The sequence below is a fragment of the Bacillus salipaludis genome, from assembly GCF_030938565.1.
Lineage (GTDB): Bacteria > Bacillota > Bacilli > Bacillales > Cytobacillaceae > Neobacillus > Neobacillus salipaludis_A.
Genome location: NZ_JAVGVR010000001.1, coordinates 5,137,491 through 5,153,988 on the forward strand (window position 1 = coordinate 5,137,491; position 16,498 = coordinate 5,153,988).

At 38.1% G+C, this 16,498-nt stretch carries 17 protein-coding genes; 6 read left to right on the forward strand and 11 right to left on the reverse strand.

Translation table 11 applies throughout. The annotated features are described in order from the left end of the window. Window positions 1-40: 40 nt before the first annotated feature. Window positions 41-370 carry a protein YqfZ gene (gene yqfZ, locus RCG21_RS25585; protein WP_133334531.1) on the forward strand — a complete coding sequence of 110 codons (330 nt, stop codon included), beginning with the start codon at window positions 41-43 and terminating at the stop codon, window positions 368-370. Between the two features lie 144 nt (window positions 371-514). Next, complete coding sequence (gene ispG, locus RCG21_RS25590; protein WP_208025366.1) at window positions 515-1,615, forward strand: flavodoxin-dependent (E)-4-hydroxy-3-methylbut-2-enyl-diphosphate synthase; 1,101 nt, start codon at window positions 515-517, stop codon at window positions 1,613-1,615. Window positions 1,616-1,686: 71 nt separating this feature from the next. Here the strand turns inward: ispG and RCG21_RS25595 are convergent, their stop codons facing one another. After that, entirely contained in the window at window positions 1,687-2,058 is a 372-nt protein-coding gene (locus tag RCG21_RS25595; RefSeq protein WP_051590888.1) for a hypothetical protein, read from the reverse strand. 183 nt (window positions 2,059-2,241) lie between these two features. Between RCG21_RS25595 and RCG21_RS25600 the strand changes: the two genes are divergently transcribed. Continuing rightward, a complete protein-coding gene (locus RCG21_RS25600; RefSeq protein ID WP_133334529.1) occupies window positions 2,242-2,841 on the forward strand; it encodes a hypothetical protein in 600 nt (199 codons plus the stop codon). A 358-nt stretch (window positions 2,842-3,199) separates the two neighbouring features. Here the strand turns inward: RCG21_RS25600 and zur are convergent, their stop codons facing one another. The 3 genes from zur to RCG21_RS25615 are packed head-to-tail and all read right to left on the reverse strand — an operon-like array spanning window position 3,200 to window position 5,240. Further along, on the reverse strand, window positions 3,200-3,613 hold the full coding sequence (gene zur / locus RCG21_RS25605; protein WP_133334528.1) for a zinc uptake transcriptional repressor Zur: 414 nt from the start codon (window positions 3,611-3,613) through the stop codon (window positions 3,200-3,202). An 11-nt stretch (window positions 3,614-3,624) separates the two neighbouring features. Then, on the reverse strand, window positions 3,625-4,470 hold the full coding sequence (locus tag RCG21_RS25610) for a metal ABC transporter permease (RefSeq protein WP_026572435.1): 846 nt from the start codon (window positions 4,468-4,470) through the stop codon (window positions 3,625-3,627). Continuing rightward, a complete protein-coding gene (locus RCG21_RS25615; protein WP_133334527.1) occupies window positions 4,467-5,240 on the reverse strand; it encodes a metal ABC transporter ATP-binding protein in 774 nt (257 codons plus the stop codon). Before RCG21_RS25615 ends, RCG21_RS25610 begins: the two co-directional genes overlap by 4 nt. A gap of 167 nt (window positions 5,241-5,407) precedes the next feature. Between RCG21_RS25615 and RCG21_RS25620 the strand changes: the two genes are divergently transcribed. After that, entirely contained in the window at window positions 5,408-5,668 is a 261-nt protein-coding gene (locus RCG21_RS25620; RefSeq protein WP_133334526.1) for a DUF2624 domain-containing protein, read from the forward strand. Between the two features lie 39 nt (window positions 5,669-5,707). Here the strand turns inward: RCG21_RS25620 and RCG21_RS25625 are convergent, their stop codons facing one another. Beyond that, window positions 5,708-6,601 (reverse strand): deoxyribonuclease IV, encoded by an 894-nt coding sequence (locus RCG21_RS25625; protein ID WP_133334525.1) that lies wholly within the window; start codon window positions 6,599-6,601, stop codon window positions 5,708-5,710. Window positions 6,602-6,622: 21 nt separating this feature from the next. Further along, window positions 6,623-7,939 (reverse strand): DEAD/DEAH box helicase, encoded by a 1,317-nt coding sequence (locus RCG21_RS25630; protein ID WP_133334524.1) that lies wholly within the window; start codon window positions 7,937-7,939, stop codon window positions 6,623-6,625. Between the two features lie 258 nt (window positions 7,940-8,197). Between RCG21_RS25630 and vrrA the strand changes: the two genes are divergently transcribed. Together vrrA and RCG21_RS25640 are read left to right on the forward strand one after the other, a co-directional pair. After that, window positions 8,198-8,941: a VrrA/YqfQ family protein gene (gene vrrA / locus RCG21_RS25635; protein WP_133334523.1), complete on the forward strand. Its 744-nt coding sequence runs from the start codon at window positions 8,198-8,200 to the stop codon at window positions 8,939-8,941. A gap of 183 nt (window positions 8,942-9,124) precedes the next feature. Further along, window positions 9,125-10,066, forward strand: coding sequence for a 4-hydroxy-3-methylbut-2-enyl diphosphate reductase (locus RCG21_RS25640; RefSeq protein ID WP_133334522.1), 942 nt, complete (start codon window positions 9,125-9,127; stop codon window positions 10,064-10,066). A 63-nt stretch (window positions 10,067-10,129) separates the two neighbouring features. Here RCG21_RS25640 and RCG21_RS25645 read toward each other — a convergent pair whose 3' ends face one another. The 5 genes from RCG21_RS25645 to dnaG form a co-directional block, all read right to left on the reverse strand. Beyond that, complete coding sequence (locus RCG21_RS25645) at window positions 10,130-11,245, reverse strand: Nif3-like dinuclear metal center hexameric protein (RefSeq protein WP_133334521.1); 1,116 nt, start codon at window positions 11,243-11,245, stop codon at window positions 10,130-10,132. After that, window positions 11,223-11,954 (reverse strand): tRNA (adenine(22)-N(1))-methyltransferase, encoded by a 732-nt coding sequence (locus RCG21_RS25650; RefSeq protein ID WP_133334520.1) that lies wholly within the window; start codon window positions 11,952-11,954, stop codon window positions 11,223-11,225. Before RCG21_RS25650 ends, RCG21_RS25645 begins: the two co-directional genes overlap by 23 nt. Window positions 11,955-12,140: 186 nt before the next feature. Beyond that, a complete protein-coding gene (gene cccA / locus RCG21_RS25655) occupies window positions 12,141-12,509 on the reverse strand; it encodes a cytochrome c550 (protein ID WP_026572426.1) in 369 nt (122 codons plus the stop codon). Between the two features lie 527 nt (window positions 12,510-13,036). After that, window positions 13,037-14,164: an RNA polymerase sigma factor RpoD gene (rpoD, locus tag RCG21_RS25660; RefSeq protein ID WP_026572424.1), complete on the reverse strand. Its 1,128-nt coding sequence runs from the start codon at window positions 14,162-14,164 to the stop codon at window positions 13,037-13,039. Window positions 14,165-14,206: 42 nt separating this feature from the next. Beyond that, the gene (gene dnaG, locus RCG21_RS25665) at window positions 14,207-16,015 is read right to left on the reverse strand and encodes a DNA primase (protein ID WP_133334519.1); all 1,809 of its coding nucleotides are present in this window, start codon (window positions 16,013-16,015) and stop codon (window positions 14,207-14,209) included. Window positions 16,016-16,498: the final 483 nt, after the last annotated feature.

The following is a 16,498-nucleotide window of genomic DNA, read 5'->3' on the forward strand; positions in this document are numbered from 1 at the left end:
CATAAAAATGTACAAACTTTCCTTTTGGAGGTCTGTACATATGAAGAAATTATTTGGTCTAGTGCTTACTGCTTTGATTATATATGTTATATACATTGACTTAACGGTCGGTACGCTGCCAAGCGATTCAATCCAAACAGTCGAGGCAAAGGTCGAACCTAATTCACAAAAAAAATCAGCTATTCCTTCTTTTGAAGCAACCGTTGAACCAGGTGAAACGGTGATATCCATTGTTGAACATCAATTAAAGAAGCCCCTGCCCGTGTCGATTACCGATTTAGTAAAGGATTTCAAACTTTTAAATCCTGGATATTCACCCGAAAAAATTCAAGTTGGGGCCACTTATCAATTTCCTGATTATTCAAATTAATCAAGTTCTGATTAATCTAAGTAATCGGGATAAAACCGTTTGTCTTGTCAAGATTAGTAAATGACTGATAAAATAAATTGATTTGATTATTATTTACCTTTTATTCGAATTCCAATTTAAAGGAGCGAATTCCACGTGAGTGAAATTATACATCGTACGAAAACCCGGCCAATTAAAGTTGGTAATTTAACGATTGGCGGAAACAATGAAATCATTATACAAAGTATGACAACCACTAAAACACATGATGTCGAGGCTACAGTAGCCGAAATCAAGCGACTAGAGGAAGCCGGATGTCAAATTGTCAGGGTAGCTTGTCCGGATGAGCGTGCTGCCAATGCTATATCTGAAATTAAAAAAAGAATTAATATTCCACTTGTAGTTGACATCCATTTTGATTATAAATTGGCATTAAAGGCGATTGAAGGCGGAGCAGATAAAATCCGTATCAATCCTGGTAATATTGGAAAACGAGAAAAAGTTGAAGCTGTTGTAAAAGCGGCAAAAGAACGCGGGATTCCAATCCGTATCGGTGTAAACGCCGGCTCTCTTGAAAAGCGAATCATTGAAAAATACGGCTATCCAACTGCTGATGGAATGGTCGAAAGCGCCCTCCATCATATCAAAATTCTTGAAGATCTCGATTTCCACGACATCATTGTTTCCATGAAAGCATCTGATGTCAATCTTGCAATTGAAGCATATGAAAAAGCTGCTCGTGCTTTTGATTATCCACTACATTTGGGGATTACAGAATCGGGGACACTCTTTTCCGGAACAGTGAAAAGTGCAGCTGGATTAGGAGCAATCATCAACAAAGGGATTGGAAACACACTTCGAGTATCTTTAAGTGCGGACCCTGTTGAAGAAGTCAAAGTAGCAAGAGAACTTTTAAAGGTATTTGGACTTTCCTCCAATGCCGCAACACTCATTTCATGTCCTACATGTGGACGGATTGAAATCGACTTAATTAGTATTGCTAATGAAGTGGAAGAATACATTCAGAACATTAAGGCCCCTATCAAGGTTTCTGTGCTGGGATGTGCTGTCAATGGTCCTGGTGAGGCACGGGAAGCTGATATTGGGATTGCAGGTGCCCGCGGTGAAGGCCTGTTATTTAGAAAAGGAGAAATTGTCCGTAAAGTTCCAGAAGACCAAATGGTCGAAGAATTGAAAAAAGAAATAGACCAAGTCGCAGAGGAATATTTCAGGAAAAAAGCTGCAGAAGAAAAAGTGACGAGATAAGAAAAAACCCGGTAGTTAATTAAAAACTACCGGGTTTTTTCGTATCAATTGCCCCTATTGCAGGTTATTGGTTAAAAGAATGGGAGGATAAAAATACCGATGATAATCGATACGACACCAATCCCGATTGCCCATGCACCGAGACCAGTTGCACCTCTGCCTCTAGCAATGAATCCTAACACAATACCTGCTGCACCAAAAAGAATCGGCAATACAAACAGAGATAAAATCGATAGTGCTAATGCAACATAACCAGTACCCGTTCCAGCCTCTGCCCGGCCTCTAATATCATCATGTTCCCTCCGCCTAGCAACAGGTATAGGTGCAGCAATTTCTGCTGCCGTTTCTTCCCTATAGTCTGAAGGGTTATTTGGGATGTCTTGTCCAATGTATGCACTTTCGGTATTTTCACGCACCCCAGTGTCTCTCTCTTGGTCTGCCATCTTGATCCCTCACTTTCAGTTATAGGAGCCTTATTAGTATTTGTTTTCTTTTTCTTTTTAGTTTGTTAATGTTTGTCTGCAATAGGGTTTTTCTTCAAGAACTTCAAAAATATTTAGCTTTAGTGTAATAACTCTCTTTGGTACAATAAAATAAGATACTAATTAGCAATGTAGGTGACGGCAATGAAAAAAAAATTTGGCATTGACATTGATGGAACGGTAACAAGTCCTTCAGCGCTTTTACCCTTTATAAATAAAGACTTTGGGTTAAATCTTCACCTTTCCGATATAAACCAATACGATTTGACTCCCTTTGTAAATGTTCCGGAAGAGGAATTTTCAAAATGGTTTAGTGAAAACGAGCCAAAGATCTATGAGGAGTCACCTCTTTCAGACGGTGCTGACGATATTCTAAATATGTGGAAGGATCAACATCAACTATATTTCATCAGCGCCCGCGGCCCACATTTACTAGAAAATACAAAAAATTGGTTCAGAAAAAAAGGGTTAACCTACCATAACATTGATTTAATTGGATCACATGATAAAGTTGAGACGGTAAAAAAACATCGGGTTGACATATTTTTTGAGGATAAGCACGATAATGCTGTAATGATACATGAAGAATGTCATATCCCGGTTATTTTATTTAATACCCCCTATAACCAAGATCCAATTCCATCTGGGGTGGTCCGTGTCAACAATTGGTTTGAAGCATTTAAATGGGTTGAACATTGGTTAAAAACAAATCATGAAGAAAAAAAAGCGATACTAACCGTTTAATTACAAAAAAAACATCTTGTTATGATGAAGTGACCCCCTTAGGTTGGACTAATAATCCAACTTAGGGGGGGCAGATCAATGACAAGCTGTTTTTTTTACAGAAAGGGTATTTTCAATTTTTTACTTTGTCAAATTTATTGATTGTCCCTGCAAAAGGGCCTGTTGATTTCCGCTCCGGTCACTCGCTTTCCACGGGGAGGTCCTGGAGGGGAAATCAACAAACTTGTTGCACGACAAAACTCTAAAATTAGAATAAATTAACGCTGTGAATTATTAAAGTAACAAATAAAATAAAAGGCTATCGAAAGATTTTCGACAGCCTAACAGCTTATTTAAACAAACTGTTTTTTTATTATCTTTATTGGATACAGTCCGGGCATCTTCCGTAAATCTCAAATTTATGGCCCGATATATCATACCCGATTAAATCCTCACTTAACTCATTCATGGGACAAGTTTCAATCTCTTTTGTCTTTCCGCAGTCAAGGCAAATAAAATGATGGTGGTGGCTATGATGGGAGCAGGTAAAACGAAAATGCTTTTCCCCCGACAATTCAGTCATTTCCAGGATTCCCATTTTTACAAATAAAGAAAGATTGCGGTAGATGGTATCAAAACTCAATCCAGGATACCCTTCTTTTAATCGGTCTAACACATCCTTAGCCGTTAAATATTTATCACTATCCGCAAATAGCTGCAGCATTTCTTCCCTTTTCCCTGTGTGCTTAAAACCCTTTTCTTTTAAATATTGTATTGCATCATTAACGTTCACGTGTTTCACCTCTATTGCACCTGTTTATGAACGGTCATTTTTTTAGAAAGAATGGAAAAAATTAAAATAAGAACTGCAATCATGACAATCGTTCCACCTGGTGCCAAATCTAAATAATAAGCAGTAAAGAGTCCTCCCATTACAGCGATTTCCCCAAAGAGCACTGAAAAGAAAATAGTCTGTTTAAACCCCTTGGCAATTCGGATACTTGCAGCAACAGGTAAAGTCATTAACGAGGAAACCAATAGAATTCCGACAATCCGCATCGAAGCCGCTATGACAAGTGCGACCATTACGATAAAAATAAAATGAATACTTTTGGCTGCAATTCCAGATGCCTTGGCATGCTCTTCATCAAATGATAATAAAAACAATTCTTTATACAATAAAATAATTGCAAGAACGACTAAAAGACAAATAATAAAAATAACCCATAAATCAGTACGGCTAACCGCCGATACACTGCCAAACAAATAACTAAATAAATCAGTGTTGAATCCATTGGCAAGTGAAATAAAGATAACTCCAAGTCCAATCCCGCTTGAAAGGATAATCGGAATCGCTAATTCTTGGTAATGTTTATAAACTCCTCTTAGCTTTTCAATAAATAAGGAGCCGCCCACTGAAAAGGCCATCCCCAAATAAAGTGGATTTAACCCCGCCATCACCGTGAAGTATTTTTCGATTAAAAGACTTGCTGCAATTCCTGCCAGCGTAACATGGCTTAAGGCATCGGCAATTAAGGAAAGTCTTCTTACAACAATGAATACACCTAATAAAGGAGCGAGGAAGCCAATCATGATTCCGGTTAAAAAGGCATTTTGTAAAAATTCATAATGAAAAATTCCTTGAATCAATCTGACTCGCCTCCATGATCATGTTGATGGGATAGCATGTGAACACCATGCCCATAGAAATCCGAGATACCTTCTGTTCTATACCTCTCAAATTCCTCTGTATCCCCGTGAAAATGCATATGTTTATTTAGGCAGGCGACTTGTGTTACCTTTTCTGATATCGTGCCAATATCATGGGTCACCAGTAAAAGGGTAATTCCCCTCTTGTGATTTAAATTTCCCAGCATTTGATAAAACGAATTTACATTTTGTGCGTCTACTCCGACCGTCGGTTCATCTAGGATTAAGAGCTTCGGTTCGCTGACAAGTGCACGTGCTATGAATACTCTCTGCTGTTGACCACCTGAAAGCTCACCAATATTCCGCCTGCTGAATTTATCCATTCCGACTGCCTCGAGTGCCTCCATTACCCTTTGTGAATGTTCTTTCTTAAAGAACCGGAACATCCCTATTTTTTTTGTTAGGCCGCTCGAGACGACTTCGAATACAGTTGCCGGGAATCCGGTATTAAAAGAATTGGCCTTTTGGGAGACATAACCAATTTTTTGCCAATCTTTAAATTTACTTAGCTCTTGGTTGAATAAATAAATATCGCCTTTTTGCGGTTTCAAAAGACCTAGGATTAGCTTTAAAAGCGTTGACTTTCCTGAACCGTTTGGTCCGACAATCGCTAAAAAAGAGCCGTCTGGAACTGAAAGATTAATGTCCTCAAGGACCGTATCTTTTTCATAACGATAAAAAAGATGCTTAATTTCAATGATTGATTGCATATGCTGAACTCTCACCTTTAATTTTAAGAATCATTCCGATTTAATATCATGTAGTATACAATAGGTCTTCCCAGTTGTAAAGTAATTCAAAATACGCCCATAAAATTCTTTAGGATGAGTCACATTCTTCCTCCTTTTTCATACATTAGCACAGAGGAGTGATGAAGGTGAGGATATTTGAAAACATCATTAATCATAAAATTAATACCATTACTGCCGAAGAATTATTAAAGTATGCCATGCAATTTAATATTTCGGTAAACCGAACCCAAGCGAAAAAAATCGCTGAATACTTACGAGGAAAAAATATTAATATTTTTGATGACCGTGAACGCGCTGCATTAGTAAAAGAAATAGCCAAAGCCGCCGGACCGGAAACAGCACGTGAAGTAAATAAACTATTTATGCAATTAACAAAAGCTAATTAGGATTCAAAAAAGCTGTGCAAAGTCGCACAGCTTTTTTGATTATGATTGCATGATTTCATCAAGTAGATTGTCATTGAACTTCTGTTCAAGAAGCATAGCAATTTCAAATTTATAAGGAGCCTTTTTATTATTTTTATCCTCGCCGACAAATGGAGTTTCTAAAATTTTAGGAATGTCCGTAAGCTGCGGATGGTGAATAATATAGTTCAGGGCAGTAAAACCAATATGCCCAAATCCAATATTTTCATGACGGTCCTTTCTCATTCCGACAGCATTCTTACTATCATTAATATGCAGAACCTTTAAGCGGTCAATTCCAATTATTTTATCAAATTCATTTAATACACCATCAAAATCTTCGACAATATTATAGCCGGCATCGTGGGTATGGCAGGTATCAAAACAAACTGAAAGCTTATCACTATAGGTAACTCCATCGATTATCATCGCAAGTTCCTCAAAGGATTTCCCGCATTCCGAGCCTTTCCCCGCCATTGTTTCCAATGCTATTTGCAAATTTTCTTTTCCAGTTAAGACTTCATTTAATCCTTCAATAATTTTTTTAATACCTGCTTCTGTTCCCTCACCGACATGTGCACCGGGATGGAGAACAATTTGCTTTGCTCCGAGTGCTTCTGTCCGCTCAATTTCTGACCGAAGGAATCTTACACCTAATTCAAAGGTATCCGGATTTGTTGTATTCCCAATATTAATAATATAGGGGGCATGAACAACAATTTCAGAAATCCCGTTCTCTTCCATATGTCTTCTTCCGGCTTCGATGTTCAAATCCTCAATCTTTTTTCTTCGTGTGTTTTGTGGAGCGCCGGTATAAATCATGAACGTATTTGCACCATATGATACAGCTTCTTCACTTGCAGCCAGAAGCATGTTCTTGCCGCTCATGGAAACGTGAGATCCAATTTTCAACATTTGTCCCTCTCCATTCACTCGTTATTTTTTTCTCTGGTTTAATTTTCGCTGCCGTTTTTTAATTTTATCCATTTCCCATTGCATTTTCTTTTTATAGCCCGGTTTAACCTTTTGCGGTTTTTTAATCATTGACTTAGCAATTTTATCCGCCTCGTCTTCTTGCTTAACCCTTGTTTTACGCCTATTTCGGTCCTCTATCTCAACAAATTCTTCATTTTTAAGATCTACATATTTAAATTGGATCCCCATTTTTTCTAAACGGTTAAGGGCATCTTCATCGGAAAGATCGTAGATGGTAAGAGCAATCCCCGAATTTCCGGCTCTTGCCGTTCTCCCTACCCGATGAACATAAAAATCTAAATCCGTCGGCAATTCATAGTTAATGACGTGGCTGACCCCTTCAATATCAATTCCTCTTGCAGCCAAATCGGTGGCAACAATATATTGGAATTCAAGGTCTTGAATTTGTTTCATCATTTTCTTACGTTCACGCGGATTTAAATCCCCATGGACTCTACCAACCTTTAACCCTTTTTCAATTAAAAAACCAGCGACTTCTTCCGCCATTTTTTTGGTATTCGTAAAAACAATAGCCAAATAAGGATTGTAAGCTAGTAATGCATCATGAACCAATTGTTTTTTATTTCGATGTCTTGATGGTAAAAGAATATGCTCTAAATTAACTGCTGCCCTTTGTTTTGAATCAATTTGGATAATTTTTGGGTTTTCCATATATTTTTTAAGAAACGGTTTCAGCTTTTCGGGAATGGTTGCAGAAAAAACTAACATTTGTAATTTTTCCGGCATTTTCGCCGCAACTTGATCCAAATCTTCAATAAATCCCATATCGAGCATCATATCTGCTTCATCGACAACGAGAGTATCCGCAGTATGCACAAATAAGGCTTGCTCTGTCATAAGATCCTTAATTCTTCCAGGTGTCCCTACCACAATATGAGGCTGCACCTTTAATTTATCAATTGTCCGCTGCTTGTCCGTTCCACCAATATAACATCTAGTCATGATCGCTTGTTCTGCGCTGCAATGTTCTGTCATTTTTAAAATTTGATGATAAATTTGCGAGGCTAGTTCCCTTGTTGGGGCGGTAATGACTGCTTGAACCTGCTGAACCTCCGGTTTAATTTTTTCAAGAATAGGCAAAACAAAAGCATGTGTTTTACCTGTTCCGGTTTGTGATTGCCCAATGGCGCTTTCTGATTTTAAAACCAGTGGAATCATCTTTTCTTGAATTTCAGTTGGCTGATAAAAACCTTGTTGATTTAGTGCTTCTATGATAAAAGGTTGAAATTTAAAACGATCAAATTGATTTTCCTTCATTTAATTGCTCCTCATTAAATTAATCTGTTTTAGGAATGGTTTTCTTGCATTTACAAGAGTTTCCGCTTTTCGTCCATCATGCAATTATAGTAAATAATCATCCAAAACTCCAGTAATCTTTTTTCTATTTACATCATTTACCTTTTATCACATTTTAAATCAGAAAAATTCCTGTTGTCCTGTGCATTAGACCTAAACCAAAATTGGTTATATGCATATTTTAAAGCATGAAGACGTTTTTTGGGGGGAGGTATAGAGATGCAACCAGGACCTATGAACGGAATGCAAGGGGGAATGGGCCCCCGAATGATGGGACCAGGATCAAGTCCATTTGGCGGAGGCGGACCAATGATGAACCCGTTTGCCGGCAGAAGCCCAATGGGCGGACCAGGTGCAAGTATGTTTGGCGGCAGAAATCCGATGGCTGGACCAGGCACTAATATGTTCGGCGGCGGAAACCCTATGATGGGCGGGGCCGGACAAATGGGAAGAGGTGGAGGCGGAGGACTGCTTTCAAGGATTTTAGGAAGAGGCAATCCAGCAGGCGGAATGAATGGACTTGGAGCTATACAGGGCGCCGGTAGAGCAGCTTCCGGTGGTGGAGGTCTACTGCAGTCCTTAAGTAATCCAGGTAGTATTAACGGCTTATTAAATAACACCCAGCAAGTGTTAAAAACGGCGCAAACCATTGGCCCGATGATCCAGCAGTATGGCCCGCTCGTCAAAAATTTGCCGGCTATGTGGAAATTATACAGGGGTTTAAAAAATGCACCTGACCACACGGAAGAATCAGCAAAAGTTGACGAAAGCACAGACAAGGATGAATCGAGTTCAAAAACTACCTCTAACACTACTAAAGAAGGTAAAAAACGGACTCAGCCAAAAAAACAGCACACAACGAGGAAACATTCCAGCAGTCAAAAATCAGAATCAAGAAAACGCCCAGACCACCAGGAAACAAAGCGTCAGAAAGGAACTTCAGTTCCTAAACTCTATATTTAAACCAGGAATGCTGGGAACAGCATTCTTTTTATTTTTATTGTCGAAAAAAGGACAGTGAAGCCACGTCCTTATTGGCGTTAATAAAAATAAAGGAAAAATGTATCTTTGTTTTATTTCTATTAGTTTTATATAATAAATACATAGATTGTGAATTTCATGTTCTTTTTGGGAGGACTTACTTATATGGAAATAATAAAAATATCACCACGCGGTTATTGTTATGGCGTTGTCGATGCCATGGTCATCGCTAGAAATGCCGCATTAGATAAAACATTACCACGTCCGATTTATATTCTCGGAATGCTCGTTCATAATAAGCATGTCACAGATGCTTTTGCCGAGGAAGGGATTATTACCCTTGACGGAGAAAATCGCAAGGACATCCTTGATAAAGTGGAATCAGGTACCGTAATTTTTACAGCCCACGGTATTTCTCCAGAGGTTCGTCAGATTGCTAAAGAAAAAGGGCTTGTTACGATTGATGCTACATGCCCGGACGTAACAAGGACCCATGATTTAATACATGAAAAAGCTAGTCAGGGTTACCAAACAATCTATATTGGAAAAAAAGGACATCCAGAACCAGAAGGTGCTGTTGGCGTTGCTCCGGGATTTGTCCACTTAGTTCAGACTCCTGAGGATGTAGAAGCATTAAACATCGATAGTAACAAACTGATCGTTACAAATCAAACTACGATGAGCCAATGGGATGTCGCAGATACAATGAAGAAGGTTCAGGAAAAGTATCCGCATGTAGAGGTCCATAATGAAATTTGTCATGCTACACAAATCCGTCAAGAGGCGGTGGCTGGTCAAGCAACTGAAGCGGACGTGACAATTGTTGTTGGCGATCCAAAAAGTAATAATTCAAATCGTCTTGCACAGGTTTCAGAGGAAATTGCCGGAACAAAAGCATATCGTATTGCGAATATCGAAGAGCTGGAAATTGAATGGATTAAGGACGCTAAAACAGTGGCTGTAACAGCCGGTGCTTCCACACCAACACCAATCACCAAAGAAGTAATTAGTTTTCTTGAACAATTTGACCCAAATAATGAAGCCACATGGGAACGAAGAAAAAACGTCCCATTGAACAAGATTCTTCCTAAAGTGAAAAAAAGTTAACAAAAACCGGTCATGGACCGGTTTTCGCTTTATATAAATTATCGGTTTCCATGAACTTTACTCTTAAACAAAAGTAAATGGATCAGTATTGATTTCAGAAGGAAATATCTCTACTTGGTAGCCGGATTCTTCACACATTTTTTGAAGTACGGCGGTAACTCCTTTTTTCATTACCTTTTCAACATTATGACCTGGGTCAATCATATTCAATCCCAACATCATTGCATCATGTGCTGTGTGATAATAAATATCCCCGGTAACATAGACATCTGCTCCGCTAAACTTTGCCTGTGTAAAATATTTATTTCCGTCGCCGCCCAACACAGCAACCTTTTTAATCTTAGCGGTTAAATCACCAACCACTCTTACCTGATCTACCTCAAGAGCGTTTTTTACTTTCTCGGTAAATTCCCTTAATGTCATCTCTTGAACTGTTCCAATTCTGCCCAATCCAAGTACTTCACCTGTATTTTCAACCGGATAGACATCATAGGCAACCTCTTCATATGGATGGGCTTTAATCATCCCCGAAATGGCTTTTTTAAGCAACGGCTCCGGAATAATGGTTTCAATCCGTACCTCCACTGCTTCTTCTAATTGTCCGGGTACTCCCAAGTATGGTTTTGTATCTTCACCAGGTAAAAACCTTCCTGTACCATCTGTTGAAAAGGAACAATGGCTATAATTTCCGATAAAGCCTGCACCTGCATTTCCAAGTGCCTTTCTAACTTGCTCCTCATGGCTTTTCGGTACAAAAACAACCATTTTCTTTAATGGGGTTTCATAAGTAGGGACAAGGACTTTTGAATTTTCCAAGCCAAGAGCTGCTGCAAGTAAATCATTAACCCCCCCCTTAGCCACATCAAGATTGGTATGAGCTGCATAAACAGCAATATCATGTTTTAACAGTTTTTCAATCATTCTTCCCTGAGTTGTATCTGTAAGCAGATTTTTTAGCGGCCGAAAAATAGGAGGATGATGAGCAATAATGAGCTGAACATTTTTTTCAATCGCTTCGTCAATGACTTCTTCCAGAACATCAAGGGCAATCATAATTCGGTCTATTTTTTTGTTGAGCCTGCCAATCTGCAGACCAATTTTATCGCCCTCCATTGCTAAACCTTTTGGAGAAAATCGTTCAAATAATTGGATAATTTCATGACCGTTCGCTATCTTCATCCCCTAGCGCCTCCTCTACCATTTTAATTTTCTCTAAAAGTTCCTGTTTTTTCAGCTCAGTTTCTTCGGTAGTTGCCGCCCCTTCAAGCTGGGAATAAATTCTTTTCCAATTTTCCATTTCCAAATGCCATTTCTTTTTAAATGCTTCATCTTTTTTATTTAATAAAAAGGGACCTACTAAAAGCCCAAGTTCTAATTGGGTGTTTTTATATGGTTTAAAAGTGTCGCCATTTTCAGCTACCAAAACCTCGTATATTTTTCCATCTTCCTCTAGAATTTCTTCCGCAATAAGCTCCCATTGGTGCTCGATAAGCCATTTTCGTATGGAAGCAGCACTTATATTCGGTTGTAAAATAAGCCGCCTAACGGTCTGTAGCTTCTCTTTCCCATTTTCTAATATATTTGCAATCAGGGCTCCGCCCATCCCCGCAATGGTTATGCAATCGACTTCACCAACCTCGATGACTTCTAAGCCGTTACCGAAACGAACCGAAACAATCTCCGACAGACCCTCTGATTGTACATTTCCGACGGCGGATTTAAATGGTCCCTCCACCACTTCACCAGCTATAGCGAATAAAATTGCTTCGTTTTTTGCAAGGAAGCAAGGTAAATAGGCATGATCTGAGCCGATATCGGCAAGCCTTGCTCCATTTGGAACATATTTTGCAACCGTCGCCAAACGGTTAGATAATTTATCTGTGTTCAAAAATCTTCACCACACCTTTTAGAATTCCATCTTATAAATAATCTGAATAAGACATTCTACTTCGAGAATTGTCCAGCTCTAGGCGCCATTGTCTCGATTGTCGCTTAAAGCTAAGCACCTATCCGCTTTTCTAAGTATAAAAAAAGTCCTTTACAGATGCAAAGGACTTTCTTTAAATTACATTTTTTATTTAATCTTTGATACCCACTCTGCCATTGCTTCAGCTTGTTCTTGTGGAACTAAGTTTGGCGGCATGTTGCCTTTACCTTTTGTGATGATGTGAATAATCTCATCCTTAGATATCTTACTGCCGATACCTTTTAATGAAGGACCTACCACACCTTGGTATTGATCACCATGGCAGCCAATACATGTTTGTTTATAAATGTCTTCAGGTTTAGAAGCGACCGTTTCTGTCTTTTCGGCGCCTTTACCTCCATTTTTATCCTTCGCAACCTCTTTCATATCGCCGAGGCCTTTAAAGGATAATAAGAATGTTAATCCGATTCCAAAAACAAAGATCAAAATGTAAGGAATAACCGGATTTCGCTTCATGCTATAACCTCCCTTATGTAAGTACTGCTGTTAAATAATAGAACGTCTACAAACAACTACTATTTTACTTGAAAATTGACAGAAGGAAAAGTCCTAATCTTACTTTGTCCAATATTCTTTATAAAAAAGATAAAAGAGACCGAAATTTTATCCCCACTCAGCCTCTTTCTATTTTTCCCTATTTTCTTTTTAACAACCAATTTTTCTGGTAATTTTAATCCACTTTAAGGAATCTTTTATAAGCGCTTTCTAATTATATTACGCAAGGACTTTTTTTCCAATATTTAAAAATTTTATACAAATATTATTATATAGGTATACGTGAAATTAGAAGTGTAAACCTACTCTTCGTTCGCAAAAACCCAAATAATTCCTTTTCCAGAAAAACATTTAACTCATTTAAGGCAAAAAAGTATTTTGGCGTCTATTTGCAAAATGAAAGACAATTCAGTAAAATAAAAAACAAAAGTCTTTTAAGTAAAAAAAATAGTTTACTTCAATAAAGAAGTAAACTATTTAGAGGGGTTTTATTCTAAAAAGTCTTTAAGACGCTTACTGCGGCTAGGATGTCGCAATTTACGCAATGCTTTTGCTTCAATTTGGCGGATACGTTCTCTAGTTACACCGAAAACCTTACCTACCTCTTCTAGAGTACGGGTACGTCCATCATCTAAGCCGAAACGCAAACGAAGAACATTTTCTTCGCGGTCGGTTAATGTATCTAAAACGTCCTCTAGCTGCTCTTTAAGCAATTCATATGCTGCATGCTCAGAAGGAGAGGTTGCGTCCTGATCCTCGATAAAATCGCCAAGATGCGAATCGTCTTCCTCTCCAATTGGAGTTTCGAGGGAAACGGGTTCCTGCGCAATTTTAAGGATTTCTCTTACCTTATCAGGAGTTAAATCCATATCCTCACCAATTTCTTCAGGAGTTGGTTCGCGGCCAAGATCCTGTAGTAATTGTCGCTGAACTCGAATTAATTTATTAATGGTTTCAACCATGTGAACCGGAATACGGATTGTACGAGCTTGGTCGGCAATCGCGCGTGTAATAGCCTGACGAATCCACCAAGTGGCATACGTACTAAACTTAAAGCCTTTGCGATAGTCAAATTTTTCTACCGCTTTAATAAGACCCATATTTCCTTCTTGAATTAAATCAAGGAATAGCATTCCACGGCCAACATAACGTTTGGCAATACTAACAACAAGTCGCAGGTTTGCTTCTGCAAGACGTCGTTTCGCTTCTTCATCACCTTGTTCAATCCGGTTTGCCAAGGAAATTTCCTCTTCAGCTGAAAGTAAATCAACTCGGCCAATTTCCTTCAAGTACATACGGACAGGGTCATTAATCTTAACTCCAGGAGGCACGCTAAGATCATTTAAATCAAATTCATCATCATCTTCTTTTGCTAATTGATTAGCATTTGGGTCTTCCTCGTCACTTTCTCCGACTAATTCTATTCCTTGATCACCTAGGAATTCATAAAATTCATCCATTTGATCAGATTCCAGATCAAAATTAGCCATTTTTTCAGCAATATCATCGTAGGCAAGGACACCAATTTTTTTTCCCAGCTCGGTAATCTGGTCTTTTACTTGTTCAAGGGTTAATTCATTTTCAACCTCTTTTGAACGGGCAGATTTTTCAGCCATATGTCCCCCTCCTTCCAGAAATCAAAGACACTATAATGAGTACTAAAGTGATTTTCGTAATTGAATAATTTCCATTGCAATTGCAGCTGCCTTCTTGTAATCCTTATTTCGATCAGCTTCTCTTTCTTCAAGTTCTTTTTCTTTTATCTTTAACATTTTTTGATAATTCAACACCTGTTTGATATAATCATTTAATTCTTGGCTGCTTAATTCATCATTAATGGACATCATTTCAATGTTTGCAACCAAACTTCTGAGATTATCATCTTGGATATAGGATAAAAAAGCACTTGAGTCAGGCTGGAGATGTTCTTCATAAAATCCAAACAGATAGGTTATTATTGCCTGATGTTCATCCACATTAAACGTTTGCCCCTGCAATAATTCCTGTACCTTGTAGGCAACATCTCTATTTTTAAGCATATGGGCAATTAAGTACCGTTCTGCATTGATGTGTGCAGGTTTTAAATCATTCACTTTCACCGGCTTAATAATTGTTTTATTAAGCGGTACATTGGTCGCATTTGATTTCTTTTTTTCTGCAAAAAAGATTTGTTTTTGCTGTTGCTTTAAAGCATCGAGCGATAACGAAAATTCAGCCGCAAGCTGTCTTAGGTAATGATCCCTTTCAACAGCCATTTGTAATTTACTTATTTCCTTAATTATTTCTTCGATATAGGTTAGCCTATCTCCTTCAAGCTGAAGATTTTTTCCTCTTCGAAAATAAAGGAACTTAAAAGACATCCAGGTTAAGCTTGCGCTTATTACTTCATTGCGGAACTTTTCAGGGCCAAATTTATTAATATATTCATCTGGGTCTTTGTTTTCGGGCATCATTGCTACTTTAAGCTGAAGACCCGTATCGCCAAGCAATCTCCCTGCACGATAGGCTGCTTCAATTCCAGCCTTATCGGAATCGTAGCAAATCAAAACAGATTGAACATTTTGCCTTAACAAGGATATATGCTCCTCTGTCAGCGCCGTACCCATGGTAGCAATCCCATTTTCAACTTCGGCCCGGTCTGCAGCAATAACATCTGCAAAGCCTTCAAATAAAACAGCCTGCTGAGCTTTTTTCATACTTGGCCTTGCCAAATGAAAATTATATAAAATTTTACTCTTATTAAAGATTGCTGTTTCGGGACTATTTAAATATTTGGGCTCGTCAGCCCCTAGAGATCTCCCTGAAAAAGCAATCGTTTTACCATTTCGATCAAAAATTGGAAACATGACACGATCCCTAAATCTGTCGAAATAGGTTCCGTCCTTTTCACGCTTGATAATCAAACCGGCTTTCTCCATCCATTCCGGTGGAAAATCTCTTTTTGTAAGAAATTTATAAACAAAATCCCAAGAATTTAAAGAATAGCCTATTTGAAACTTATCAATCGATTCCCTGGTAAAGCCTCTTTTAAGCAAATATTCTAATGCATGCTGACCCTCTTTTGTGTTTACAAGCAAGTGATGATAAAATTTACGTAAAAGTTCATGAGCATCTTGCATGGATTGAAGATCTTTTGAAATTCGTTTCTCTTTTCCATCATGGGAGAAATTCACTTGAAGCTCAATATTCGCCTTTTCTGCCAACTTCACAGCAGCTTCCTGAAAAGAAATACCTTCAAGCTCCATTAAAAATGTAAAAGCATTTCCGCCCGCGCCACATCCAAAGCAATGAAAAATTTGTTTATCGGATGAAACGGAAAATGATGGGGTATTTTCTCCATGGAATGGGCATAATCCAAAATAATTTCTACCCTGTTTTTTAAGTTGAACATAATCACTGATTACTTCAACAATATCAACAGCCTGACGAATTTGGTCTATTTTTTCATCTGCAATTCGGTCAGCCATGAAAAACAACTCCATTTGTTCAAACAATTATTCTACAAAGAATAATTAAATTCCTGCAATTTTCGACATTTTTTTCTTAATGCATGATAAATTTTGCCCGGTCTTGTGAACTAAAAGGTTTTGTCCTTTCCCAAATCAGCGGTTTCTATCCTAGAATCAACATATTTCCAAACTGAGTATGTAGAAACCTTTATTCTATGATGAGTCATAGGAAGTGACAAAAAGAACTTTATCAGAAAAACCAGAAGCAATTTCGACAAATTCCTCTTTTACTGGGCAAGAGTCGCATCGACAAAAATAGTCGGACTGCCGTTAATAGTAGTAATAATTCTACATCAACCCACATATTCCTTCTTTAGCCGGTAACTTTTATAAAAGGAATTATGTCGAATTTTTTTTAGGAGAGTTTCCTTGACATCTAACAATAAATAGTTTATTCGTTCACATGCAAGTCTAAACCTAAAAGATTCATTTTTATCACAA